We start from the raw sequence: 25,781 nt of genomic DNA, 5'->3' as shown, positions 1-25,781 counted from the left end.
AACTTCACTCGTTGAAAACATATATAATATTTAAATATGAATTTTAAAATTACCTTAATTTTACTTCTTACATGTTTTAGCGTTTTATCTCAAAATATTACTGGAAAACTTACAGATAAAAACACAAAACAAGCAATTCCGTTTGCAACCATAAAAACAGGAGACAACTCTGGAGTTATATCTAACGATGAAGGGTATTTTACAATTAACTCTAAAAACAAAACCCTTACTATTTCTTGTATGGGTTATCAAAATAAATCTCTAACTATTAAAGAGTTAATAATTTTAAATTATAATGTTGAATTAGAAGAATCTATAAACCAGCTAGGCGAAGTATTTATTCGTAGTAAAGCGCTAAATGCAGATTCAATTATAGCAAAAACAAAAAGCAAACTAACTTCAAATTATAATCACGAACTTAACAAATACAATATATTTAGAAGGATTACTGACAAGGTAAACTTTAAAAACTTGACCTTTGAAATTGAAAAAGCTTCACATGTAAAAAAAACTAATCTTGAATCTGCAAATGAAAAACTTAAAGCCCTATCAAAAAAAATTCAGGAAAGTGATATGGTAAACTTTACAGATTTTAAAGGTGAATATTATGCTTTAAATAAAGACAGCAGTAAACTAGTAGTACAAAAAGCTACAGAATTATTAGATTCTAAAAACGATTTTTCTATTGAGCGAATACAAGAAAAAACTCAAAATATTATCTTAAAATATCTTGACACAACGAAAACTTATAAATTAAAATCTGGACTTTTTAAGATTGAAGACTCATTATCATTAAATGATGAAAACCAAGAAAACAACAAGAAAAAAGAATATAATGTTTCTCATTTAAATGATGGCACGCGAGCTTTTATAAAACAGCACTTGTTTTATGAAGACTCCTTCTTAGATGAACTTTTAAATTTCAATCTTTATGAATTCACATATGAAGATACCGCCTATAACAATAACGAACTAACCCATATAATTAACTTCACACCAAAAAAAGGGAAAGCAAAATATACTGGACAATTATTTATAAACGATAATACTTATGCCGTAACAAGAGTGGATTATAAATACTATAAAAACAGACATGGAGAAAAGGTGAATTTAAAATTTATTCTAGGAATAAAATACATTGAAAATTTAAGCAGAGCTAACATTTTATTTGAAAAAGATAGCACTAATATGTATTATCCGAAATACTTAAAATATACTTCTGGTAGCTATTTTTATGTAAACAGGGATATTAAATTTATTGAGAACAGTAAAGCCAGAAACAAAACAGGTTTTAGTTTTAAAATTGAAGGTGATAATAGAACTACTGAAGAGTTACTATTTACCTCGCATATAAAAATGAATTTAGACGATTTTAAATCTATAAAACAAGATTCTACTGTTACTTACCAACAATTAAATAAATTTGAAAAAACAATGTGGGAAGACGAGCAAATTATTGAACCTACTCAAGAGATGAAGTCTTTTAAAAGCGACAATAAACTTTAATCATTCACGAAAACAAATAAATATCCTGTTTTAAAGACTATTTCAACACTATCTTCAATAGCTTTATTTCTTGTACCAATTCTTTCTCCTAAAGCTAACGACTCATTATTCAAGGTATACTGCAATCCTGTTGTAATGGCACCTGTTACTTTAGAAAAAGGAATCAAAGACACCGTCTTTCCTTTACAACTTGATAATTTCACTTTTTTATCTGCAAGAAAATAAAACCCATAATTATCAAAAAAAGTAATCTTAAGCTTATTCTGCCATTGTAATACTGTATGTAAATTACCTAAAAAATGATCTTGTTCTCTCCCACTCCCGCCATATACATGAATATTAATAAAACCTTTATCAAAAAGGATCTGCAAAATTTTATCAAAGTCTGTAAAATCTTGATTTGGAGTATGAATAACTTCAACACCTTTCGGAATCGTTTTAAGAGAATCAAAATCACCACTAATAAAACTTGGAGTAATATTTAGTTTTTTTAATGTATTATAAGCACCATCTGTAGCACAGACAATAGCATAACTGTTTAAATCAGGTATGTTAATTGGAGCTTCTCCATTAAGAAGTAAAAACACGTTTTTAGTATTCATTTATTAAAAATAGCAACAAATTATTCTAATAAAAAAACCTAAGTCTTTTTAGACTTAGGTTTTTTTATCATTTATATATTTATTCTTACCTAATCTTCAGGATGCATAAATTTTTGCTTAGCCAATAACTCTTCATCGGTTTCAACAACATCTTCATCTGGCACACAACAATCTACTGGACATACTGCCGCACATTGTGGCTCATCATGAAACCCTTTACATTCTGTACACTTATCTGGCACAATGTAATAAAGCTCGTCACTTACTGGTTCTTGAGCTTCATCCGCATCAACTTCTTTCCCATTAGTTAATACAATGGTTCCTTCTAAACTGGTTCCATCTTTATAGCGCCAATCATCGGCACCTTCATATATTGCTGTGTTTGGGCACTCAGGTTCGCAAGCACCACAATTTATACATTCGTCTGTTATTATAATTGCCATAGTAAATTTTTATCTTTTAAAATTTAAGAACTCTACTTGAGTTTCCTTAAATTTGCAGTTGCAAAAATAAAGCCAAAACCATTCATAACCAAATTCAGCATGCAATTACAAGAAAGAATTAACGCTTTTGTAAAATTAGGATATTTTTTAAGGCAATTTTCTAATGAAGTTATAAAAAAGGCTGATAATATTGAACACAATGATTTATTCTTTGAAGGCTTTAAACATCAATTAAAATTAGCTAAAGAACACAACGGTTGGTTTACGGAAGAGAATATTAAATTTGCATTAAAATCTTGGTCTGATGCATTATCGGTAAAAAACTTGAATACTTGGCTAGCTACGTATAAATTTGAAAACATAAATCCTAAACAAGTAGCCATAATCATGGCTGGCAACATACCTCTAGTGGGATTTCACGATTTTTTATCGGTTCTTATTGCTGGACACAGCGTATTAGTTAAACAATCATCAAACGATAAACATTTACTACCTTACTTAGCTAAATATTTAGAATACGTTGAACCACAGTTTAAAGGCAACATAACATTTACCGAAGCTAAGCTTAGTAACTTTGATGCTGTAATTGCAACGGGAAGCAACAACACCGCGCGTTATTTTGAATACTATTTTAAAGGAAAACCATCAATAATTAGAAACAACCGAAACTCGGTAGCTGTTATAACAGGACAAGAAACTGCCGAAGATTTAAAAAACCTATCCGAAGATATTTTCAGGTATTATGGTTTAGGCTGCAGAAATGTTTCAAAAATATTTGTCCCAAACGGTTATAAGTTTGATGCCTTTTTCGAATCCATTTACCATTGGCACCCTATTGTTGAAAAAGCTAAATATGCTAATAATTACGATTACAATAAAGCTGTGTATTTAATGAGTGAATTTGAAATGTTAGAAAACGGATTCTTTATGATTAAAGAAGATGAAAGTTTTACTTCTCCAATAGCAACACTATTTTATGAGTATTATGAAGATTTATCAGAATTAAAAGAAACCTTAACCCTAAAAAAAGATCAAATTCAATGTGTAGTTTCTAATGGATTCACAGAAAATGAAATTGCATTTGGAGAAACTCAAAAACCTCAACTTTGGGATTATGCGGATGATGTAGATTCTATTGAATTTTTGTTAGCAATTTGACGAAAAAATTATTGAATATTTAACAAAAATTACCCAATTAATTAGCACCTTTGTTTCTTTAAATTTCATACCATTTTCCCCTTAAAAAAATTAAGGAAAAATAGAAAATAGAATTATTAATTAAAATTACCCCCACAAATGCGCTTTCCTTTAGAAAGAGCTCAGGGATAGGACAAATGAAAAAACATAACTTTAGTGCAGGACCATCTATTTTACCACCAGAAGTATTATTAAAAGCTTCTCAAGCTGTTGTCGATTTAGACAATAGTGGGTTATCGTTAATTGAAATATCTCACAGAAGTAAAGCTTTTGTTGATATTATGGAGAACGCTAGAGCTTTAGCTTTAGAATTACTTGGTCTTGAAGGCAAAGGTTACAAAGCTTTATTTTTACAAGGTGGAGCTAGCACACAATTTTTAATGGTAGCTTTAAATCTTTTAGAAAAAAGAGCTGGATATTTAAATTCTGGTGCTTGGGCAGATAAAGCTATTAAAGAAGCTAAAATTTATGATGATGTTTATGAGGTTGGTTCATCAAAAGATGCCAACTATAATTATATTCCTAAAGGTTATGACATCCCTTCAGATTATGATTATTTCCATTGTACTTCAAACAACACTATCTACGGTACACAAATGAAGGAATTCCCTAAATGTGATATTCCTTTAGTATGCGATATGAGTAGTGATATTTTTTCTCGCACTCTAGATTTTACTCAATTTGGTTTAATTTATGCTGGAGCTCAAAAAAACATGGGGCCTGCTGGAACTACATTGGTAATAATTAGAGAAGATATATTAGGAAAAGTATCTCGTAAAATCCCATCTATGATGGATTATAAAGTACATATTAGTAAAGGAAGTATGTTTAATACACCTCCTGTATTTCCTATCTACACGTCTATGTTAACCCTAGAATGGCTAAAAGGACAAGGTGGTATTGCTGCAATAGAAAAAGAAAACGAAAAAAAATCTCGTTTAATGTATTCTGAAATAGATTTAAACCCATTGTTTAAAGGTTTTGCTAGTAAAGAAGATCGTTCAAGTATGAATGCCACGTTCACTTTAGAAAACGAAAACTTAAAAGACACTTTTGAAGCTATGCTTAAAGAAGGTGGAATTAGCGGTGTAAACGGACACAGAAGTGTTGGAGGTTATAGAGCTTCAATGTATAATGCTATGCCATTAGATAGTGTAAAGGTGTTAGTAGAAATAATGAGTGAATTAGAAAGTAAAGCATAAAAAAATTAGTAGTATGCAGTCGCAGTTAGCAATTGTTTACTCAGATAAATAAAACAGAATTTAATTTTAAGTTGAATAATTAATTGTTCACAAAACTTTTAACTTTTAACTTTTAACTTTTAACTTATAACTTATAACTTATATAAATGAAAGTATTAGCAAACGACGGAGTTTCTCAAAGCGGTATTGATGCCTTAACAAAAGGTGGTTATGAAGTGATAACAACTACCGTAGCTCAAGAACAATTAATAAACTACATTAACGAAAAAGATATTACTGTTCTTTTAGTACGTAGTGCAACTACCGTACGTAAAGATTTAATTGACGCCTGCCCAGGATTAAAAATTATTGGTCGTGGCGGTGTTGGAATGGATAATATTGATGTTGAATATGCTCGCGAAAAAGGATTAAGTGTAATCAATACGCCTGCAGCATCATCACACTCTGTAGCCGAATTAGTATTTGGACACCTTTACGGATTATCTCGTTTTTTACATAACTCAAACAGAGAAATGCCTCTAGAAGGTGATAGTAACTTTAAAGGACTTAAAAAAGCCTATGCTAAAGGAACCGAGCTTAAAGGTAAAACTTTAGGTGTTTTAGGTTTTGGTCGTATTGGTCAGGCTACAGCAAAAGTTGCCTTAGGTGCTGGAATGAAAGTTGTTGCTTTCGATCCATTTTTAGAAAAAACAGATGTAGAATTAGAATTTTTTGATGGTCAAAAAGTTAATTTCGAAATAAAAACCATTTCTAAAGAAGACGTTTTAAAACAATCAGATTTTATTACACTTCACGTTCCTGCTCAAAAAGACTATGTTATTGATGAAGCAGAATTTAACATGATGAAAGATGGTGTAATTATTGCTAATGCTGCTCGTGGTGGTGTACTTAACGAAGTTGCATTGGTAAAAGCTATCGAAAGTGGAAAAGTCGCAAGAGCTGCTTTAGATGTTTTTGAAAAAGAACCTAAACCAGAAATGCAATTATTAATGAATCCTGCTTTATCGCTTACACCACATACTGGTGCAGCCACTAACGAAGCGCAGGATAGAATTGGTACAGAATTAGCATCGCAAATTATCAGTATCTTAGGATAAGATTAAATAAATTGTGACCTAAATAATAATATTGAGTCCTAACTTATAGAAGTTGGGACTTTTTTTGTACATTAAGCTTCCAATTTTATTAAACTTTATTAATTAAATATACAAAAAACACTCATGGCAGGAATTTTAGATTTATTAAACAGCGACTTAGGAAAAACTATTATTAGTGGAGTAGCAGGTTCAACAGGAAACGACTCAAGTAAAACTAGTAGCGTATTAACAATGGCATTACCAGTTTTAATGAAAGCTATGCAACGTAATGCTTCAACGCCTCAAGGAGCAGAAGGACTTATGGGTGCTATTCAAGGTAAACACGATGGAAGTATTTTAGATAATCTTGGTGGTTTATTTGGCGGCGGCGTTGATGATAATGTAAAACAAGACGGTTCAAAAATATTAGGACACGTGTTGGGAGCAAAACAACAAGGTGTAGAAAAAATAATAGGAGAAAAATCTGGTCTAGATGCAGGTTCTGTTGGTAACATTTTAAAAGTTGCTGCACCAATTTTAATGGGTGTTTTAGGAAATCAAGCTAAACAACAAAACGTTAGTTCTTCTAATGGTATTGGAGATTTATTAGGCGGTATGCTTGGTGGAAATTCAGCTCAAAAGGAACAGAGTTTCTTAGAGTCAATATTAGATGCAGATGGCGATGGAAGTATTGTTGATGATGTTGCCGGAATGGTACTAGGTCAAGCAACAAAAGGAAAAGGCGGAATTGGTGGTTTACTAGGTGGTCTTTTCGGAAAATAAAATTCCTTAAATATAAAATTCAAAAAAGAGCCAAATATTTCTATTTGGCTCTTTTTTTGTTAAAAACAGTTTTAAACCAACAATTAAGGAATGCTTTTTGTAAATTTAGTTAAGGCTGTAAGCTAGTTACTCAATCAAATTAAGAGTTCACTCATTCTTACTTTTTATTGATAGTCATCTGCAATACATTTGAGAAAGAATTAAAAAAATCATTAACTATGAAAAAAATAATATACATCTTACTTGTTTCCATTTTCGTTTTCAATTGTAATTCAACAAAAAAGACTGCATCGAAAAAAGATGAACGTTTAGAAAACATAAAACAGAACGACACTGTTAAAATTGCTAATGAAGATATTGAATATGAGATTATAATTATAGAACCGGGTTTTAATTTTTGGTTAGCAAGCAGAGCTAGACAAAAAGGCTATTATTCACAATCCTTTTTAGAAACTAGAAACCAACAATATGTTATGCAGTGGAATCAGAGGGTTTTGCAACCTCAAATTTTTGATCCAAATTTATATGAATTACAAATTGATTATCAACAAGGTATAGACTATGGTTACGAGGTAAATTACATACTCTACAACTATTTTATTTACTTCCAGTTAACATATAATCAAAGATTAGGTCCTTTTGTTCCTAGAATTTAAATCTGTTTTAATACTTTTGCATTAAAATTGCAAAATTGGAAAAATTAAAAGCGCGTTGGGGCATAGAGCACAATTGGCAAGTTATTGTTATATTTTGTGTTTTTGCTATAACGGGATCTACAGCATCATACATTGGTAAACCTATACTAAGTACTTTAAATATAACAACAGAGGGCTTTGGTAATGTTGGGTATTGGGTAATTCGCATACTACTTCTTTTTATTGTATATCAATTTTTACTAGTGTTTTTTGGCTGGCTATTTGGTCAACACAAATTTTTCTGGAATTTTGAAAAAAAGATGCTTCGTAGATTAGGCCTAAAACGTTTTGTAGACTAATGAAACCTTTAAAGGAACATATTGTTTTTAAATTACTAACCTTTTTGTTGGTAATAACGTTATTGGTTCCGGCTGGATTAAAGTTAGCTCACGTTTTTGAACATCATAAACATGAGGTTTGTAAAGGTGGAGATGAAACTCATATTCATAAAGTTGATTTAGATTGTGAATTTCAAAAGTTTCAACTCAATCACCATTTATTTTTAACAGAAAACACATTTAACTACACGTCTTTTTTTGTTACACTTAAATCACCTCTTATAAGTTATAAATACTTAATAAATTATCAACACTTATCTTTTTCATTAAGAGCACCTCCTCACTCTGTTTAATTTTCAGAATTAAATTAAAACCATTTAGTAATTAATTACTTAAATCAATGAAAAATATATCATTTGTTATATTTTTTCTTGTAAGTACGGTTGTTATTAGTCAAAATTGTGATTATAGTCTTAAAGGTGAAGTTATAGATTTTCATAACATTACTCCTATTGAAAACGCCACAATTAAAGTAATAAACTCAGAGGCATACGCCATATCTGATAAGGACGGTAAATTTACATTAAAAAACCTTTGTAATAATAAAATTGAAATAGAGGTAGCACATCTTAATTGTGAAGCAAAAACCATTTCGGTTAATGTATCAGAGAATGCCTTTATATCTGTTTATTTAGAACATCATTTAGAAGAACTAAAAGAAGTTGTATTAAACGTAAACTCTAGGACTGAAAGTACTAGTATTGAACAGTCTGTAAAACAAAAAACAATAGATAATTTTACAGACAAATCATTAGGTGATGCCTTGAATACAATTAGTGGTGTCTCTTCTCTAAATACTGGTAACACTATTGTAAAACCTATGATTCATGGATTACACAGCAGCAGGCTTTTAATTGTTAATAACAACGTACGTTTGTTCGACCAAGAATGGGGAGACGAACATGCACCAAATATTGATATTAACTCTAATAATAAAATAGAGGTTATTAAAGGCGCAAACACCCTTAGATATGGTAGTGATGCTATTGGAGGCTTAATTCTAATTAAACCTAAAAAACACTTCGCTAAAGATAGTTTATTTGGTAGCTCGATGCTTTCTGTTAACTCCAATGGTTTTGGTGGTAACATTAATTCTGAAATTATAAAAACCTATCAATCTGGGTTTTATACTAAACTTCAAGCAAGTTACAAGCAATTTGGAGATTTTAAAGCACCAGATTATTACCTGACTAATAGTGGACAAAAAAATTTAAATGCATCTGCTTCTCTTGGCTTTAATAGTTTTGAAAAAGGGTTTAATGCCTACTACAGTTTTGTAGACAATGAATTGGCTATTCTAGAATCATCTCATATTGGTAACGTAAGAGATTTAGTTTCAGCTATCAATAATAAAGAACCTCGTATTACTGAAGGTTTCTCGTATGATATTGATTATCCAAGACAAAATATTTTACATCATATTGGTAAATTAGAAGCCTATAAACGTTTTAAAGGGTTAGGTAAATTATCGGCTCAATACGATTTTCAAATTAACAGACGTAAAGAATACGATTTAAGAAGAGGAGAATTAGCAGATACACCTGTAATAGACCTTCGATTATTTACAACTTCTTTTCAGCCTAATTTACTTATTGATGCTTTAGACGATTTCGAAATTAACACGGGTTTTTTATTACGTTTCCAACAAAATGATGCTATTTCAGGAACTGGTGTTAGTCCATTAATCCCAGATTTTCAAAAATATGATGCTGGCGTTTACTCAACAGTGAATTACAAACTTGATTTATTTAATGAATTAAGTGCTGGTTTTCGTTATGATTTTTCTAGAATTGAAGCCACAAAACGTTATAACACCACCGATTGGGAAGACACCTATAACTATGATGAACTATTTCCAGAATTTGACTCTGGTACAACCGATAATTCTAAAACGTTAACCCATCCAGAATTTTCATTCCATAATTTCTCTGCCAATCTAGGTTATAAAAAACATTTTAGTAATGATTTTGAATTCTTTTTTAATTATGGTTTAGCATCAAGAATGCCAAACCCTTCAGAGCTCTTTAGCGATGGGCTACACCATAGTGCTGCAAGAATTGAAACAGGAAAACTAACCATTGGTAAAGAAGTTGCCCATAAATTTATAGCATCTATAGAAAGAAATAATCAGAGTTTAGGCTTTACTATTAGTCCGTATATTAATTATATTAATGATTATATACAGCTTATCCCTACTGGAATTACAACAACGGTTAGAGGTGCGTTTCCTGTTTGGGAATACGACCAAGTAAACGCTCAAATTTTTGGTATTGACATCGATGTTGATAAAAAAATTAATAATAAAATAAATTACAGAGGGAATATAAGTCTATTACAAGGAGACAATCTAACTGATGATGTTCCGCTTATACACATGCCTTCAACAAATTTTACAAATAGTATATCTTACTATAATAAAGATTTAAACCAATTATATTTTAGTTTAAATCATAAAACTGTATTACAACAAAAAAAATATCCCGATTATAATTTTACCACTTATGATGCTACTATAGACGATTTTGTATATGTCGATATTAGCTCACCCCCTTCTGCCTATTCATTATTTAGTTTTAATAGTTCTGCAAGCTTTAAAGCCTTTAATAAAGGAACTTTAAAATTAGAATTTAATATTGAAAATATTTTCAATACGTCATATCGAGAATACCTTAACAGGCTTCGATATTTTGCAGATGAATTAGGAAGAAACTTTAACTTAAAAATAAAAATAAATTATTAAAACAAAAAACATGAAATATTTAAAATTAAACACAATTAAATTATTAACCTTATTTTTCGTTTCTAGTTTAGCTTTAGTTAGCTGTTCTAGTGATGATGATCATGATGATGACCACGACCATGAAGAAGAACTTATAACAACAGTTATTTATACATTAACTAACGGTAACGATGTTGTTACTTTAGAGTTTCAAGATTTAGACGGTGATGGTGGAGCAGACGGAACAACAACTGTATCTGGCTCTTTATCAGCAAATACAATGTATTCTGGAGAAATTCAATTATTAAATGAAACTGAAAGTCCTGCAGAAGATATTACCGAAGAGGTTGAAGAAGAAGGTGACGAACACGAGTTTTTCATTACTTCTACGATTTCTGATATAGTGATTACAAAAAATGATACTGATGCCGATGGAAACCCAATTGGTATAGAATCAACTTTTTCTACTGGTGATGCAGGAACAGGGTCTTTAACAATTGTTTTAAAGCATGAGCCTACTAAACCAAACGATGGTACTTCTTCGAGTGCTGGTGGTAGCACAGATGTAGAAGTAACTTTTGCTATTGTAGTGGAGTAATTAGAAATATTTTTTTGTAATACAGTTAAAAAAAGCTACACTATTTTAGTGTGGCTTTTTTTATAAAATCGATTTAAGAGGCAAAACGTTCATAATCTGATGATATTTTTAATATGAACGAAACATTAATATTTATTTGATTTATAGTCTTTTAAAATTATTGAATTACAACAAACTAGAGGTAATAAGTATATTGACTAATTTATCTTACAAAACAACGAGTATCTTACATTTTCCAAGTACTTTTCAGTACTTTAATAATCTTAAGAACTTAAAAGTGGATGCTAGTAACTCAATAGTAAACAAAATATTTAAAGGTCTTACTTTTTCAGATGAAGAGGTATTAATTATTGATTCCCTATTCCATAAAGAAGTCTACAAAAAAGGTTACATACTACTAAAAGCTGGAGATATTGTTAATGCTCAGTATTATATCCAATATGGATGTTTACGTTCATTTCATTTAGACTCTCAAGGAAAAGAATATACGGTCCAGTTTGGTTTTAATGATTGGTGGATTAGTGATTTTACAGCATTTTTTTCCAAATCAAAAGCTGTATTAACAATAGAAGTTTTACAAGATGCTACATTGTATAAGATTTCTAAAGAAGATAAAGATTTTTTATTAACGAAAATACCAAAAGTAGAAACCTTTTTTAGAATAAAACTAGAACGTGCCTTTGCCGCTTTTCAAAAACGAATTTTAGCAAACTTATCTCAACCTGCAACTGAACGTTACATCAACTTTATTAAAACTTTTAATGATATTGAGCCGAATCTAAAAAACTACCACATTGCATCTTATTTAGGTATTACTACACAAAGTTTGAGTAGAATTAGAAAAGAATTATCAAATAACTAAATTTATTAACATACATCAATTTTTTTATTGATTTATCAATATACCTTTGCCATATAGCTAAGATTAACATAATATACATTGTAAATCCCTATGATTAATAGCAAAATTAAAAGCGCATATAAAATATGCGCTTTTTTATGAAATTTATTTAAAAATATATCAGCTACCTTGAATAATTAGGAGATTCATTAGTAATAGTTACATCATGTGGGTGGCTTTCATTAATACCACTAGAAGTAATTTTTACAAACTGCCCGGTTTCTTTTAGTGTTTCAATATCTTTTGATCCACAGTAACCCATTCCAGCACGTAAACCTCCAACAAACTGATGGATGCTTTCGTTTAATTCACCTTTATATGGCACACGTCCAACAATACCTTCTGGTACTAATTTTTTAATATCATCCTCCACATCTTGGAAATAACGGTCTTTACTACCTTTTTTCATAGCCTCAACCGATCCCATTCCACGATATGATTTAAACTTTCGTCCTTCGTAAATAATAGTTTCACCAGGCGATTCTTTAGTTCCTGCTAAAAGAGACCCTAGCATAACAGTATCTGCACCAGCTGCAATCGCCTTAGGAATATCTCCTGTGTAACGAATACCACCATCTGCAATTACCGGAACACCTGTACCTTTTATAGCCGCAGCGACTTCTAATACTGCAGAAAACTGTGGAAACCCTACACCTGCTACAACACGCGTTGTACATATTGAACCTGGGCCTATTCCTACTTTAACAGCATCGGCACCTGCTTCTACCAAATATTTTGCTGCAGCACCAGTTGCTATATTTCCAACAACAACATCAAGTTCTGGGAATTTAGATTTAACTTCTTTTAAAACTTCAACTACACCTTTAGTATGTCCATGTGCCGTATCTATAATTACAGCATCTACTCCTGCTTTAACAAGAGCTTCTGCTCTTTCAACAGCATCACCTGTTACACCAATTGCAGCTGCAACTCTTAAACGCCCGTATTTATCTTTATTCGCGTTAGGTTTTTGAGTAACTTTAGTAATATCTCTAAAGGTTATTAAACCTGATAATTTATAATTATCATCTACAATTAATAATTTTTCAATTTTATGTTTCTGAAGAATTTTTTCAGCATCTTGTAAAGAGGTTCCAACTGCTGCAGTAACTAAGTTTTCACTCGTCATTACTTCAGTAATTGGTTTTGTGTTATCATGTTCAAAACGTAAATCTCTGTTTGTAACAATTCCTTTTAGTTTACCTTCTTCATCTACAATAGGAATACCTCCAATACTATGTTCTGCCATGCTTAATTTTGCATCCTTAACCTTAGCTGTAAGTGGTAAAGTAACAGGATCTATAATCATTCCACTTTCTGCACGCTTCACTTTTTTTACTTTAAGAGCTTGTGCCTCTATCGACATATTTTTATGCAACACACCAATACCTCCTTCTTGCGCCATGGCAATAGCCATTTTACTTTCTGTTACTGTATCCATAGCAGCAGATATAATAGGCACATTAATAGTAATGTTACGTGTAAATTTTGTTTGAATATTTACCTCTCTTGGAAGTACTTCAGAAAAAGCTGGAACTAATAGAACGTCGTCATAAGTTAAACCTTCTCCGACAATTTTGTTTTCGTGTGCAGTCATGTTGCAATTACAGTTATAATTGCGTGCAAATATACAATTTTAAAATAGAATAAATAGCGTCTTTTATGTTAAGAAATGATCCTACAAGAATCTAGGCTTTTTGAAGTAACTGTTTTAAAATAATAAGCGTTGATACTGTAAAAGTTAGCGTCATTAATAAGCCAGAAAACATAACTATATACTTCATCCAGAGTAGACCTGTCCATAGTAAATAAAGCCCCCCGAATGTTAATATAACCGAAATGAATGGCTCTACAATTAAAACCATTTTAAGCTTTTTATTAAGTTTTGTTATAGAAACTAATAACCCTACCAAGAAAAATATAATAGACATTGATAGGATGTGATTATGCACTAAAGTAAGCATTTCTTTAGGGCTTTTTTTGAAACGCATGACCTCAGCATTTTCATCATTTTCATTTCCTAAATATTGTTCTTCTATTCCATGAGGATTAGCAGAAGATGTTTCGCCTACAAATAATAATCCGGTATAAAAGCCAATACTTAATACAATTATAAAAGCACCGATTAATACCTTAATCTCTTTAGGTAGTGTAAGTATTAAGCCGTTTAATTGCATTTATAAAATGTTTTTGTTTTGAAGAATTTTTAACGATTCCAAGAAATCATTCATGGCCTTAGTCATTGAACGAACAGATATTGTTGCTCCAGAAATAGCTACAATATTATCACCAAGTTTTAGTTCGTCTCCTCCTTTTTTACCTATGAATTGTTTTAGCCAACGCGTGCTACCAATCTCTCCGCCATATTCTTCGCGGTACATGAGGACTTTTGACTTTATTACTATTAAATCTTTGTCTAACAAAATTAAATAATCAAACTGTGCTGTTTTACTTGGTGCTTTTGATAGATAAGCATAACCTAAAATTGTACTATTAGTTTCGATCTTAAAAAGATTATCTTCTTCGAATTTTGAAGGCAAGTCTTTTGCAATATCTGAAGCAATATTTACTTCTGTAAAATTAAAGGTTTCAATACCGTAGGTCTTAACGATTTCTTTATTTACTTTTTTTAGAATGTTTTTGGGCAAGCCAAAAGACATTAAAAATAAAGCTAAAATCAATATTGAAACTGGTTTTAAATTCATAGTACAAAAGTATTGTTTTTTATTGTTCTTACAAGTAAAATGCCAAAACGGCAATTACTAAATTTAATTTTTAATGATTCCCTTTTTCAAGGGAATGACAACTTAAGCAGAAACCTCGAGGCTTTACCTCGAGGAATCATTTATAAAATTGCCTTCGCTTTGCGTTAGGGATTGAGCAATTGTTGGAGCTCCTCTTTTCGAGAGCGACTTGCGAAAGCCCGACCCTTGTGGTAACGCCCAAATTATATTAGAACCATACTCCGATTCCGAAATTTAATCTATTTGCAACCTCTCCACCGGAAACGGCATTATCTCTAAATTGGTAATCGCCTTTTAGAACAACGCCTGGTGCAAGGTGATAACTTAATCCTGTTGTTAAATCGTTACGGTTATAAGCATCGTTTCTTGCTAAGGCTCCATCTGTTCCTGCATGTGTATCGTACTGCTCGTATCTTGCAAAGGCAAACAAACGTTGCGTCTTTTCTTGTGGTAACAAGTTATAAGCTGCTTCTAAATACCAACCTTGTAACTCACTTCCTAAATCTTTTCCCGTTAAATTATTGTAATCTTCGGTACCTGAAAGAGAACCATGAACGTATTGCCCACGAGCTGTGAAACGTTGGTATGCGTAACGAGCATCTAAACCTATCATAGAAATACCAATATTTGCGCCATCTATTTCTTCTACATCATCTTCAGCTTGAGTATCTCCAAAATATCCTGAAAGCCCTAAACGTAGTCCTGAGATTCCATAATAATCTAATTTCATAGAAAGTGTTGGACTATCTATTGTTGACTGAATGGCTTTTTGACGACCACTACGCAACCCGTTTGATCCTTTTAAGACACCATTTACCCCGCCTTCTCCATCGAAAGAAGTAGATTGAAAACCATTAAAAACATAAGCTTGGTAACCTAAAGAAAGGTTGTTTAATTTTCCAGATACACCAAAACCAATTTCTCTCCAGGTTGTTGGCACAATTACGTTATCTACTGAAGGTCGTTCTACACCATTAAATGTTGTTGGCTCGTGAAATTCGTTTATAATACCAAAAGGTACTAACATTAAACCACCACGTAAATTTACATTTGGAGCTACGTTATAATTTACAAATGCTTGTTCTATGAATACTTCTTGAACATGCTCGAACTCTACTTCTGTTACAAATTGCGTTTTCTCGTTAAATTTATAACCAAAAAGCAATACTAGCCTTTGAATATCTAATTCTCCATTTAATGCTTCTGGCTGATTGTAAGTTACCTCTCCATAAGCTCCTACTGTTACCGCTTTACCGTAGTTTCCTGAAAGGATACGTTGCGCTGCATTTAATTGTTGTTGCGGATTGAAAGTAATAGAATCTTGCAATGTTTGTGCACTTACTAATGAAACTAATAAGATTGAAAAAAGTAAGGTTAATTTTCTCATTTTAAAATTGGTTTGTTGTTTTTATTTAGACTTATTATAAATAAATATTGTTTTAAAGCCGCAAATATAAAACACATTATTAGTTACACAAAGTTTATTTAGATTAAATTTAAATAATATTTAACAGAATACGAAATAATGAAAAAAACTATATTTAACCCATTAAATATCAATATAATGTCTCTTAAATCATCAATACTACTATGCCTACAGTTTTTGTGTATGGGGTATCTTATTAGTCAGTTATCACTCAATAAAAACCTCATTATCATACTAATACAGCTCTTAGGTATTAGCATATCCATTTGGGGTATTGTAGCTGGAGGTGTTACAAAATTTAATATTCAACCAGAAGTAAAATCTAATGAATTAATAACTCGGGGCCCGTTTTCATTGATACGCAATCCTATGTATATTGGAATAATAGTATTGTTTTCTCCTACAATAGTTAACAACCCAACCAGTTTTTCAATGTTAGTTTTTGTTTTATTAATTATTACATTAATACTTAAAATATATAGTGAAGAGCAGTTTTTAGAAACCAAGTTCGGTAATCAATATCTAATTTATAAAGCAAAAACCTACAGATTAATACCTTATTTATATTAATGATAATTTTTAAAAATTTTTGAGGCTTCATTATAAGCACTCTCAAAACTTAAGGCATTTAAACTATTGCTTTTATTTGAAGTGAAATATGATAATAATTTTTCGGTTGGCATATTTCCAGTAAGTTCATCTTTAGCCATTGGGCAACCTCCAAAGCCCTGAATAGCGCCATCAAAACGAAGGCAACCAGCCTTGTATGCAGCATCAACTTTCTCAAACCAACTAGAAGGCGTAGTATGTAAATGTGCACCAAATTCAATGTGTGGATATTTAGGAATTAAATTTGAAAACAGATAATTAATACTTTCTGGGTTTGATGTTCCTACCGTATCACTTAGTGATAATATTTTAACGCCCATGTTTGCTAATTTTTCGGTCCACTCACCTACTATGTCAACATTCCATGGGTCTCCATAAGGGTTTCCAAAGCCCATGGAGATATAAACAACCACTTCTTTATTTGTTTTATCTGCAATTTCTAATATTTCTGAAAGTGTAATAACAGATTGCGCTATGGTTTTGTGCGTATTACGCATCTGAAAGTTTTCTGAAATTGAAAACGGATATCCTAAATAATTTATTTCTGCATGTTGAGAAGCATCGTTCGCACCTCTTGTATTCGCAATAATTGCTAAAAGCTTACTTGTTGTTTTACTTAAATCTAGTTTTGATAAAACCTCTGCTGTGTCAACCATTTGCGGAATAGCCTTTGGAGATACAAAACTGCCAAAGTCTATAGTATCAAAACCTACTCTCAATAATGACTGAATGTATTGCACCTTCTGCTCTGTTGGTATAAATTGTTTTATACCCTGCATAGCATCACGTGGACATTCAATTATTTTTACTGGCTTAGACATTTTTCAAGAAATTCAGTTGATAAAAATACTATTATTTTTAAGAATGTAAGCTTAAATGTATAATTACGACTCAAGGTTAACGCTATTAATCCTTCAAATTATATCTATGAAAAAAATTACGCTTCTTATATTTTTATTAGTTTGTGCTTTAAGTTTTGGGCAAACTTCAGCTAATTATGATATATCAATAACAACTATTTGGAACGCTACAGATCATACCTCACTACCAGGAAATGCACATTGGTCTCCACTTGCTGGAGCAACTCATAAAAACTTAAATGATATTTTAGAGTTTGGAGTAATAGCTCCAACTACAAATGGTATAAAAGATATAGCAGAAACGGGAAATACTTCAAATTTTAATACTGAAGTCAATGATGCCATTGCAGCGGGTAATGCAGATCAATATTTACAGCAAGGTTTTTCACCATTTTCAGGAAACAATAGTAATGCTTCGATAAGTAATGTTTCTGTAAATGAAGACTTCCCGTTAATTACTTTAGTATCCATGGTAGCGCCAAGTCCTGATTGGTTTATTGCTGTAAACAACTTAGACCTAAGATCTGGTAATAATGCAGTAAACAATGGTTGGAAAGATACTTTCACCATAGACGTTTTTGCCTATGATGCTGGTACAGATTCTGGAACAGATTATACTTCAGGAAATTCTTCAACATCACCTAGAGATCCAATTTCTATGGTATCTGGTTCTCCAATAAACGGAAATAGAATGGCTACGATTACTTTTACATACAATTCTTCTACGTTAAGTGCTAGTAATTTTAATACCATTGAAAGTTTAAAAGTATACCCAAACCCTACAGATGGAAATATATCTATTTCAAACAACCAAAATGTAGACTTAAAAACGATAGAAATTTATAGTGTGTTAGGTAAGTTAGTAGAGCAAATTTCTATTGTGCCAAACAAAGAGCAACTTCATATTAATTTAACAAATTTAAACACAGGAATCTACTTATTAAAACTTCAATCTAATACTGGTAAAACGACTACTCAAAAACTAGTAATCCAATGATTATTCTAGAGGTTTAAACAACAATATGCCCTTAAACTTATAAACAAATATTAATAAATTGTTAATAATCGATAATATTAACATTATATCGTTTTTATTATAGTTGGGAATCATTTCGGTATACATTTGATTATAAATGTTTTCACCCCAAATGAATCTATTGACCTACAATCTAAACCTTTTAGTGTTTTCGATTTTAATATCGATTTCAACTAGCCTATTTTCTCAAAATAGTAATGAGGTGCATTGTGGTAATATAACATCCAAAAAATCAATTGAATTTTACAACAGTATAAAGCCTCAAGTAGAAAAGTATGAAGAGGCATTTTATGCTACTAAATTGGCAAAAGGACATTTCTCTGAAAACGTAATAAATTCAATTCCTGTTAAAGTATATATAATTAGAAATTCTGATGGTTCTGGCGGTTTAAATACTGCTGATTTAAATGATGCTTTCACAAATCTGAATTCTATATATAAGGATGCCTTCCTGAATTTTTTCATGTGTGATGGTATTCAATACATTGATGATGATAGTTTGGGGCATTTTAAAATGGGAGATGAAAAGAGCTTTACAGAATCTAATTATGTTCCTGGATTAATCAATATTTATTTCACAAATTATATTGAAAACCTATCTAACGAGAGTATTTGTGGATTTAGTGATAATGATGGTAGAGATGATATGATTGTTATGAATAATAGTTGTGCATTAAATGGCTCTTCTCTTGCTCATGAATTAGGTCACTTTTTCTCACTTCTTCATACCCATGGCCCTGCGAATTCAAGTAGTGAATTAGTAGATGGTAGTAATTGTGATACAGATGGTGATGGAATTTGTGATACTCCTGCTGATCCTGGATTAAATACTGTAAATGTTGATAGCTCTTGTAATTATTACAGTACTGAAAGGGATGCAAATGGTGATGAGTATAGTCCAGACACTCATAACATCATGTCCTATTCTAGAAAAGAATGTAGAACTATTTTTTCTGAACAGCAATTAGCAAGAATGTTTGCTTATTATATGACTACTAAAAGTTATTTATCATGTCCTTCTTTCAATGCAAATATAGCTACAAATGAAAGTGTGACATGTGAAGAATCTCTAACGGTAGAATTTGAAAGTTTAAGCGAAAATGTTACTAATTGGCAATGGGATATAAATAATGATGGTGTTGTTGATTATACCACTAAAAACCCAACACATACTTTTGAAACCGGTATTTATGATGTAACACTTACTGTTTCTAACAAATCCAAAACTATTAAAAAAACATTTTTAAACTATATTAAAGTAGGAACGATTGCCAATAAATTAGATGAAAATTTTGAAGAATTCAATCTTCTTGATAATCATGGTTGGACCTCTAAAGACCTTTCAGGAAACGGATATCTTTGGTATTCTAACTTTGGTGACACGCAATCAATTGAAACAGGACCTACAAACTACAAAAACGCTGAGAATATTCTAAACACTTATATGTATGCTGAGGCTTCTGGTGCACTAGAAGGTGATGTTACGACATTTACATCACCATGTATTGATGTGAGCTATCAAAATACTGAATTAGAATTTTCATACCATATGTTTGGTGAAAATATTGGTGAATTACACGTTGATATTGAAACAGATTCTGGTTTTATAAATGATGTTATTGACCCCATTTATGGCAGTCAGCAAGAGCAACAAAGTGATAGTTTTATAACTAAAACAGTAAACTTAGCATCTTATACTAACAAAACTATAAAAGTTAGATTTAGAGCCGTTAGAGGTTCTAGCTGGAAAGGTGATATTGCTATAGATAATGTGTTTTTAAAAACCATTTTTACACCTATAACTAATATTTTATATGATGTATATCCTAACCCAATAAAAGGTGATTTACTATATGTTAAGAATAATGATGTGGATACGACCTCTAACTTCATTATTACTAATTTAGTGGGTCAGCCATTTTTATCTGGAACAGTAAATAGCAATCCTATTGACTTTAGCTCATTATCGTCTGGGACTTATTTACTTATTTTAACTAATGGTAAATCAAGAGTTATAAAGAAGATTATTAAATAGTTTACTTATTTAGAATGGCCTTATTTATAGATTTTATAAGACTCGGACCTTCATAGATGAATCCTGTATAAATCTGAACTAGATCTGCTCCAGCATCTATTTTTTCAAGCGCATCGTTTGCTGAATGAATTCCTCCTACTCCAATTATAGGAAACGCTTTGTTACTTTTATCAGAAAGGTATTTAATAACCTGAGTGCTTTTTTCTTTTACAGGTTGGCCACTTAATCCACCATTGCCAATCTCTTCAAGCCTGTCTTTTGATACTTTTAATCCAGTTCTATCTGTAGACGTATTACTTGCAATAACTCCATCAAGATTAGTATCTTTTACTAGACTTATAATTTCGTCTAACTGAATGTTGTTTAAATCTGGTGCAATTTTTAAAAGAATAGGTTTCTGTTTATTAAACGTTTTATTTGCTTTTTGTACAGCACCAATTAATTCTTCTAAATAATCCTTATCATTTAATTTAGCATGACTTCCAACGTTAGGGCAACTAACATTCAAAACAAAATAATCTACATATGGATGTAATGCATTAAAACACTCTAAGTAATCTTTAGTATAATCTTCAGGTTTTGTATTTGTGTTTTTTCCAATATTCCCACCAATAATCAATTTACCTTTATTGGTTTTTAACTTCTCTATAGCTGCCTCAAGACCATCATTATTAAAGCCCATTCGGTTAATAATGCCTTTGTCTCCTTTTAATCTAAACAGTCTTTTTTTAGGATTTCCGGCTTGCCCTTTAGGTGTAACCGTTCCTATTTCAATAAAACCGAAACCAAAATTTGCCAATTCATTATACAAAACTGCATTTTTATCAAAACCAGCGGCTAGCCCTACAGGATTTTTAAATGTGAGTCCGAATAATTGACGTTCTAATTTTTCATCTTCTACAACATATAAACTTCTGTATATCGATTTAAAACCAGGTATTTTAGAAGTGAATTTTACTAGTGAGAAAGTGAAATGGTGAATTTTTTCAGGATCAAAAGAAAAAAATAATGGGCGAAGTAGTAATTTGTACATCTGTATAATTTGATGCAAAAATAGGTTGAAATACTGTAAATAAAAAATTGAGTTACCCTTACTTATTCACGCTTAATAATTGTAAATTACAGCCAATATTAGCCACAAATATCTTACTAAGAAAAAACATCATTTATATGATTTCAAAAGAGCACATTATAAAACGTTTTATAGGTTATGTTACTATTGATACGGAGTCTGATCCAAATTCAAAAACCACACCTAGCACAAAGAAACAATGGGATTTAGCAAACAAACTCGCCAAAGAACTTAAAACTATAGGCATGCAAGATGTCAGTATTGATGCTAATGCTTATATCATGGCTACTTTGCCAAGTAATGTTGAACATGAAGTACCAACTATTGGTTTTATTTCGCATTTTGATACCTCGCCAGATTTTACAGGTGCTAATGTAAAACCTCAAATTATTGAAGACTATAATGGCAAAGACATTATTTTAAATGAAGCTGAAAATATTATTCTATCTCCAGATTATTTTGATGATTTATTACAATACAAAGGACAAACATTAATTACAACTGATGGCACAACCCTTCTAGGTGCCGATGATAAAGCTGGAATTTGCGAAATTGTTTCGGCAATGGAATACTTAATTCAGCATCCTGAAATTAAACACGGCACTATAAAAGTTGGTTTTACACCCGATGAAGAAATTGGTAGAGGTGCTCACAAATTTGATGTTGAAAAATTTGGAGCAGATTGGGCGTATACTATGGATGGTAGTCAAATTGGCGAATTAGAATATGAAAATTTTAATGCCGCAGGAGCAGTTGTAAAAATAAAAGGCAAAATTGTGCATCCTGGTTATGCCAAAGATAAAATGGTAAACTCCATGTATATTGCTACCGAGTTTATAAATTCTATTCCAAGAATGGAAACTCCCGAACATACTGAAGGCTATCAAGGCTTTTTCCATTTACATGATATGGAAGGTGATGTTGAAGAAACCACATTACAATATATTATTCGCGATCATGATATGGAACATTTTGAGGCCAGAAAAGAAGTTATGGTAAAACTCACCAATGAATTAAATTCGCAATACGGTCGAGAAGTTATTACAACTGAAATTAAAGATCAATACTTCAATATGAAGGAGAAAGTAGAACCTGTAATGCATATTGTAGATATTGCTGAAGAAGCTATGAAAGCGCTTGATATTACACCCTTAATTAAGGCTATTCGTGGTGGAACAGATGGGTCGCAACTTAGTTATATGGGATTACCTTGTCCAAATATTTTTGCTGGCGGACATAATTTTCATGGACGCTACGAATATGTACCAGTTGAGAGTATGATTAAAGCAACCGAGGTGATTTGTAAGATTGCGGAATTGGTGGCTTTAAAAAATAAAAATGATTAATGGTACTTACTTTTAAAAAATTGAAGCCAATGAAAAAAATTTTAACTGTTTTAATAATATGTATAGTTGCGCTTTCTTGTAAAAATTTAGAAAAAGAAAAAAAAGAAAACTTAACAGAAACAATATTTCAAGAAATAAAAAATGATGACTACGAATTATATATACCATCTAGAAACACAAAAGCAGTTTTAGTACTTTTTGGTGGTTTCCCAGAAACACCAGAAGATGTAAAGCGAGAATTTAAAATACTTGAAGACGCAAAAAACAATAACATAGCTGTTTTGTTTATGAACTACAGCAGAAAAATATGGCTAGAACAAGAAGAAAAACTTCAACTATCAGAACATCTTAAAACCATATTTAAACAAAATGAATTACCTAAAAACAATATTTATATAGGTGGTTTTTCAAGTGGTGGTAATATGGCACTTTTAATTAGTAATTTCTTAACTAATGAAGTATTAGACATGAAACCCAAGGGCGTTTTTATAGTAGACTCACCTATTGATTTAGAACAATTATATAATACAGCAGAAAAAAATATTAAATTAAATTTTTCTGAATCTGCTGTACAGGAAAGCACTTGGTTAATTGAAACTTTAGGTACAAAATTTGGTAATCCAAATGAGGATATTTCTAAATACTTAAAATATTCAGTTTTCAATTCAAACACAGAAAATATTGATAATTTAAAGAGTTTAAAAAAGACTAAAATCAGATTTTATACTGAACCAGATACACTTTGGTGGAAGAAAACAAAAAAGGCAGATTACGAACATACTAATGCTTACTACATAAAGAAGCTTACGGAAACACTAAATAAATTGGAGTTTAAAGATGTTGAATATATTCCAACAGTAAATAAAGGCTACAGGGCTAATGGGGAACGCCACCCACATAGTTGGGCCATTGTAGATAAAAAGAATTTAATAAACTGGATGTTGAATAAATAACATTTTTCTCGACTACTTTAAAAATTATTCATATTATGAAATTAAACTTATTGTCTTGTGATGCACTAAGACCAGATAGAAGAGCAATAACTAAATGTATTTTAGAAATTTCATCTAATATGAGTGAATCGTTAGCAAATGAACTTACAGATATTCTCTTAGAAGGAGACGCTGTAGACATTGAAGTTACAGATAAAAACTCTGGATCTGCCTTAAGAGCTTTACGGAAACTTAGTATTGATTACGAAATTTTAGAATAGAGCTATTAAACAGCCTTTTAAATACTAATTGAATCAATACAGAACTTCCTTACTACATCCCAAACAATTAAATTATCTTTGCATCACTTAATTATTTACCATGCGCATAGATATCATAACAGTCCTACCTGAACTACTTAAAAGCCCATTTGAAGCTTCTATTTTAAAACGTGCCATAGATGCTGGTTTGGTAGAAGTCCATTTTCATAATTTAAGAGATTATACTTCTGATAATTACAAATCTATTGACGATACTCAATTTGGTGGTGGGGCTGGTATGGTGATGATGGTGGAACCCATAGACAAATGTATTTCGGCTTTAAAAGCAGAACGCAATTATGATGAAGTTATATATATGACTCCAGATGGCGAAACTTTAAAGCAAGGTATGGCCAACCATTTATCCTTAAAAGAGAACATTATTATTTTATGCGGACATTATAAAGGAGTAGACCAACGCGTGCGCGATCATTTTATAACTCGAGAAATATCTATTGGAGATTATGTTTTATCTGGTGGCGAGTTGGGAGCAGCTGTACTTTGCGATTCCATTATACGTTTAATACCGGGTGTATTAGGAAATGAAACCTCTGCCCTAACCGATTCGTTTCAAGATGGTTTATTAGCGCCTCCTATTTATACAAAACCAAGAGATTATAAAGGTTGGAAAGTACCGGAATTATTATTTGGAGGCAATTTACCAAAAATTGAAAAATGGCGTGAAGAACAGGCGTATTTAAGAACTAAAGAGCGCCGACCTGATTTATTGGAAGACTAATATATGGAACCAAGAATAGAATTAATTAAACAAAAAAAATTAATAGGACATTCAATTTCAATGTCCTTAACTGATAACAAAACCTTTGATTTGTTTACTGGTTTTATGCCTAAAAGAAAACAAATTAGCAATGCTTTAAGTGATGATAAATTTGAAGTGATGATTTATGATAGCTTACATTTTAAAAATTTTAATCCAAATAAAACTTTTATTAAATGGGCCACACTAGAGGTTTCTGATTTTAATACTATTCCTGAGGGCATGAAAGATTTAACCATAGAAAATGGTTTATACGCTATTTTTAAATACCGTGGTTTTGCAAAGAATTTTGGTGGATTCATGAATTATGTATTTACAGAATGGTTTCCTCAATCTGAATATACCTTAGACAACAGGCCACATTTTAATGTTTTAGGAGATAAATACATTAAAAATAATCCGAATTCTGAAGAAGACGTATATATTCCTATTAAAAAGAAAGCTTAATAAAACACGTGTTAAGGATTGAACGGCATGTTTGAGCTCGCCGACGCAGGAGGAAGCGAGTAGTGAAAGCCTGACTTTTTGCTTTACTAAAATTTGAAATATCTACTAAATATTCA

The 25,781-nt window shown here is 31.2% G+C and carries 27 protein-coding genes; 19 read left to right on the top strand and 8 right to left on the bottom strand.

The features are described 5' to 3' along the window. Positions 1-36: 36 nt before the first annotated feature. Positions 37-1,506 (top strand): carboxypeptidase-like regulatory domain-containing protein, encoded by a 1,470-nt coding sequence (locus SJY43_RS09595; protein WP_396600518.1) that lies wholly within the window; start codon positions 37-39, stop codon positions 1,504-1,506. Here SJY43_RS09595 and SJY43_RS09590 read toward each other — a convergent pair. Beyond that, positions 1,503-2,108: a thiamine diphosphokinase gene (locus SJY43_RS09590; protein WP_396600517.1), complete on the bottom strand. Its 606-nt coding sequence runs from the start codon at positions 2,106-2,108 to the stop codon at positions 1,503-1,505. The two genes, SJY43_RS09595 and SJY43_RS09590, sit on opposite strands and share 4 nt — an antisense overlap. Before the next feature lie 89 nt (positions 2,109-2,197). Beyond that, positions 2,198-2,551: a 4Fe-4S dicluster domain-containing protein gene (locus SJY43_RS09585; RefSeq protein WP_396600516.1), complete on the bottom strand. Its 354-nt coding sequence runs from the start codon at positions 2,549-2,551 to the stop codon at positions 2,198-2,200. 99 nt (positions 2,552-2,650) lie between these two features. Between SJY43_RS09585 and SJY43_RS09580 the strand changes: the two genes are divergently transcribed. From SJY43_RS09580 to SJY43_RS09535, 10 genes are all read left to right on the top strand, one after another. Then, positions 2,651-3,709: an acyl-CoA reductase gene (locus SJY43_RS09580; RefSeq protein ID WP_396600515.1), complete on the top strand. Its 1,059-nt coding sequence runs from the start codon at positions 2,651-2,653 to the stop codon at positions 3,707-3,709. A gap of 176 nt (positions 3,710-3,885) precedes the next feature. After that, positions 3,886-4,950: a 3-phosphoserine/phosphohydroxythreonine transaminase gene (gene serC, locus SJY43_RS09575; RefSeq protein WP_396600514.1), complete on the top strand. Its 1,065-nt coding sequence runs from the start codon at positions 3,886-3,888 to the stop codon at positions 4,948-4,950. A gap of 146 nt (positions 4,951-5,096) precedes the next feature. Beyond that, positions 5,097-6,047 carry a D-2-hydroxyacid dehydrogenase gene (locus SJY43_RS09570; RefSeq protein ID WP_396600513.1) on the top strand — a complete coding sequence of 317 codons (951 nt, stop codon included), beginning with the start codon at positions 5,097-5,099 and terminating at the stop codon, positions 6,045-6,047. Positions 6,048-6,170: 123 nt separating this feature from the next. Then, positions 6,171-6,809 carry a DUF937 domain-containing protein gene (locus SJY43_RS09565; RefSeq protein ID WP_396600512.1) on the top strand — a complete coding sequence of 213 codons (639 nt, stop codon included), beginning with the start codon at positions 6,171-6,173 and terminating at the stop codon, positions 6,807-6,809. 218 nt (positions 6,810-7,027) lie between these two features. After that, positions 7,028-7,465 carry a DUF6146 family protein gene (locus SJY43_RS09560; protein WP_396600511.1) on the top strand — a complete coding sequence of 146 codons (438 nt, stop codon included), beginning with the start codon at positions 7,028-7,030 and terminating at the stop codon, positions 7,463-7,465. A 35-nt stretch (positions 7,466-7,500) separates the two neighbouring features. Then, positions 7,501-7,803 (top strand): DUF6787 family protein, encoded by a 303-nt coding sequence (locus tag SJY43_RS09555; protein WP_396600510.1) that lies wholly within the window; start codon positions 7,501-7,503, stop codon positions 7,801-7,803. Beyond that, positions 7,803-8,135 (top strand): hypothetical protein, encoded by a 333-nt coding sequence (locus SJY43_RS09550; protein ID WP_396600509.1) that lies wholly within the window; start codon positions 7,803-7,805, stop codon positions 8,133-8,135. Before SJY43_RS09555 ends, SJY43_RS09550 begins: the two co-directional genes overlap by 1 nt. Before the next feature lie 47 nt (positions 8,136-8,182). Further along, positions 8,183-10,582: a TonB-dependent receptor gene (locus SJY43_RS09545; RefSeq protein WP_396600508.1), complete on the top strand. Its 2,400-nt coding sequence runs from the start codon at positions 8,183-8,185 to the stop codon at positions 10,580-10,582. 10 nt (positions 10,583-10,592) lie between these two features. Then, the gene (locus tag SJY43_RS09540; RefSeq protein WP_396600507.1) at positions 10,593-11,159 is read left to right on the top strand and encodes a type 1 periplasmic binding fold superfamily protein; all 567 of its coding nucleotides are present in this window, start codon (positions 10,593-10,595) and stop codon (positions 11,157-11,159) included. A 160-nt stretch (positions 11,160-11,319) separates the two neighbouring features. Further along, positions 11,320-12,021, top strand: coding sequence for a Crp/Fnr family transcriptional regulator (locus SJY43_RS09535; RefSeq protein WP_396600506.1), 702 nt, complete (start codon positions 11,320-11,322; stop codon positions 12,019-12,021). Positions 12,022-12,184: 163 nt separating this feature from the next. Here SJY43_RS09535 and guaB read toward each other — a convergent pair whose 3' ends face one another. The 4 genes from guaB to SJY43_RS09515 all read right to left on the bottom strand — a co-directional run bounded on the left by guaB (position 12,185) and on the right by SJY43_RS09515 (position 16,191). After that, positions 12,185-13,657 (bottom strand): IMP dehydrogenase, encoded by a 1,473-nt coding sequence (guaB, locus tag SJY43_RS09530; RefSeq protein WP_396600505.1) that lies wholly within the window; start codon positions 13,655-13,657, stop codon positions 12,185-12,187. Positions 13,658-13,748: 91 nt separating this feature from the next. Then, positions 13,749-14,237, bottom strand: a complete 489-nt coding sequence (locus tag SJY43_RS09525) for a hypothetical protein (protein WP_396600504.1) — start codon at positions 14,235-14,237, stop codon at positions 13,749-13,751. Continuing rightward, a complete protein-coding gene (locus SJY43_RS09520; protein WP_396600503.1) occupies positions 14,238-14,765 on the bottom strand; it encodes an FMN-binding protein in 528 nt (175 codons plus the stop codon). Between the two features lie 247 nt (positions 14,766-15,012). Then, positions 15,013-16,191, bottom strand: coding sequence for a hypothetical protein (locus SJY43_RS09515; RefSeq protein ID WP_396600502.1), 1,179 nt, complete (start codon positions 16,189-16,191; stop codon positions 15,013-15,015). Between the two features lie 222 nt (positions 16,192-16,413). Between SJY43_RS09515 and SJY43_RS09510 the strand changes: the two genes are divergently transcribed. Continuing rightward, positions 16,414-16,800, top strand: coding sequence for a methyltransferase family protein (locus tag SJY43_RS09510; RefSeq protein ID WP_396600501.1), 387 nt, complete (start codon positions 16,414-16,416; stop codon positions 16,798-16,800). Here the strand turns inward: SJY43_RS09510 and SJY43_RS09505 are convergent. Next, complete coding sequence (locus SJY43_RS09505; protein ID WP_396600500.1) at positions 16,797-17,660, bottom strand: hydroxymethylglutaryl-CoA lyase; 864 nt, start codon at positions 17,658-17,660, stop codon at positions 16,797-16,799. The two genes, SJY43_RS09510 and SJY43_RS09505, sit on opposite strands and share 4 nt — an antisense overlap. Positions 17,661-17,766: 106 nt before the next feature. On the opposite strand from SJY43_RS09505, the gene SJY43_RS09500 reads away from it, so the two are divergent. Both SJY43_RS09500 and SJY43_RS09495 read left to right on the top strand, forming a co-directional pair. Beyond that, a complete protein-coding gene (locus SJY43_RS09500; protein WP_396600499.1) occupies positions 17,767-18,696 on the top strand; it encodes a spondin domain-containing protein in 930 nt (309 codons plus the stop codon). Between the two features lie 136 nt (positions 18,697-18,832). Next, positions 18,833-20,770: a T9SS type A sorting domain-containing protein gene (locus SJY43_RS09495; RefSeq protein WP_396600498.1), complete on the top strand. Its 1,938-nt coding sequence runs from the start codon at positions 18,833-18,835 to the stop codon at positions 20,768-20,770. A gap of 1 nt (position 20,771) precedes the next feature. On the opposite strand, the gene SJY43_RS09490 is transcribed toward SJY43_RS09495, so the two are convergent. Continuing rightward, positions 20,772-21,803, bottom strand: a complete 1,032-nt coding sequence (locus tag SJY43_RS09490) for a quinone-dependent dihydroorotate dehydrogenase (RefSeq protein WP_396600497.1) — start codon at positions 21,801-21,803, stop codon at positions 20,772-20,774. A gap of 137 nt (positions 21,804-21,940) precedes the next feature. Between SJY43_RS09490 and pepT the strand changes: the two genes are divergently transcribed. The 5 genes from pepT to SJY43_RS09465 all read left to right on the top strand — a co-directional run bounded on the left by pepT (position 21,941) and on the right by SJY43_RS09465 (position 25,665). Next, on the top strand, positions 21,941-23,188 hold the full coding sequence (gene pepT / locus SJY43_RS09485; RefSeq protein ID WP_396600496.1) for a peptidase T: 1,248 nt from the start codon (positions 21,941-21,943) through the stop codon (positions 23,186-23,188). Between the two features lie 29 nt (positions 23,189-23,217). Next, positions 23,218-24,141: an alpha/beta hydrolase family protein gene (locus SJY43_RS09480; RefSeq protein WP_396600495.1), complete on the top strand. Its 924-nt coding sequence runs from the start codon at positions 23,218-23,220 to the stop codon at positions 24,139-24,141. Between the two features lie 35 nt (positions 24,142-24,176). Next, positions 24,177-24,401: a hypothetical protein gene (locus SJY43_RS09475; RefSeq protein WP_396600494.1), complete on the top strand. Its 225-nt coding sequence runs from the start codon at positions 24,177-24,179 to the stop codon at positions 24,399-24,401. 100 nt (positions 24,402-24,501) lie between these two features. After that, entirely contained in the window at positions 24,502-25,179 is a 678-nt protein-coding gene (gene trmD / locus SJY43_RS09470; protein ID WP_396600493.1) for a tRNA (guanosine(37)-N1)-methyltransferase TrmD, read from the top strand. Positions 25,180-25,182: 3 nt separating this feature from the next. After that, positions 25,183-25,665, top strand: coding sequence for a GyrI-like domain-containing protein (locus SJY43_RS09465; RefSeq protein ID WP_396600492.1), 483 nt, complete (start codon positions 25,183-25,185; stop codon positions 25,663-25,665). Positions 25,666-25,781 lie beyond the last annotated feature (116 nt).

This window comes from Algibacter sp. R77976 (genome assembly GCF_044594645.1).
Classification (GTDB): Bacteria; Bacteroidota; Bacteroidia; order Flavobacteriales; family Flavobacteriaceae; genus Algibacter_B.
This window is presented reverse-complemented; position numbering and strand designations above follow the sequence as displayed.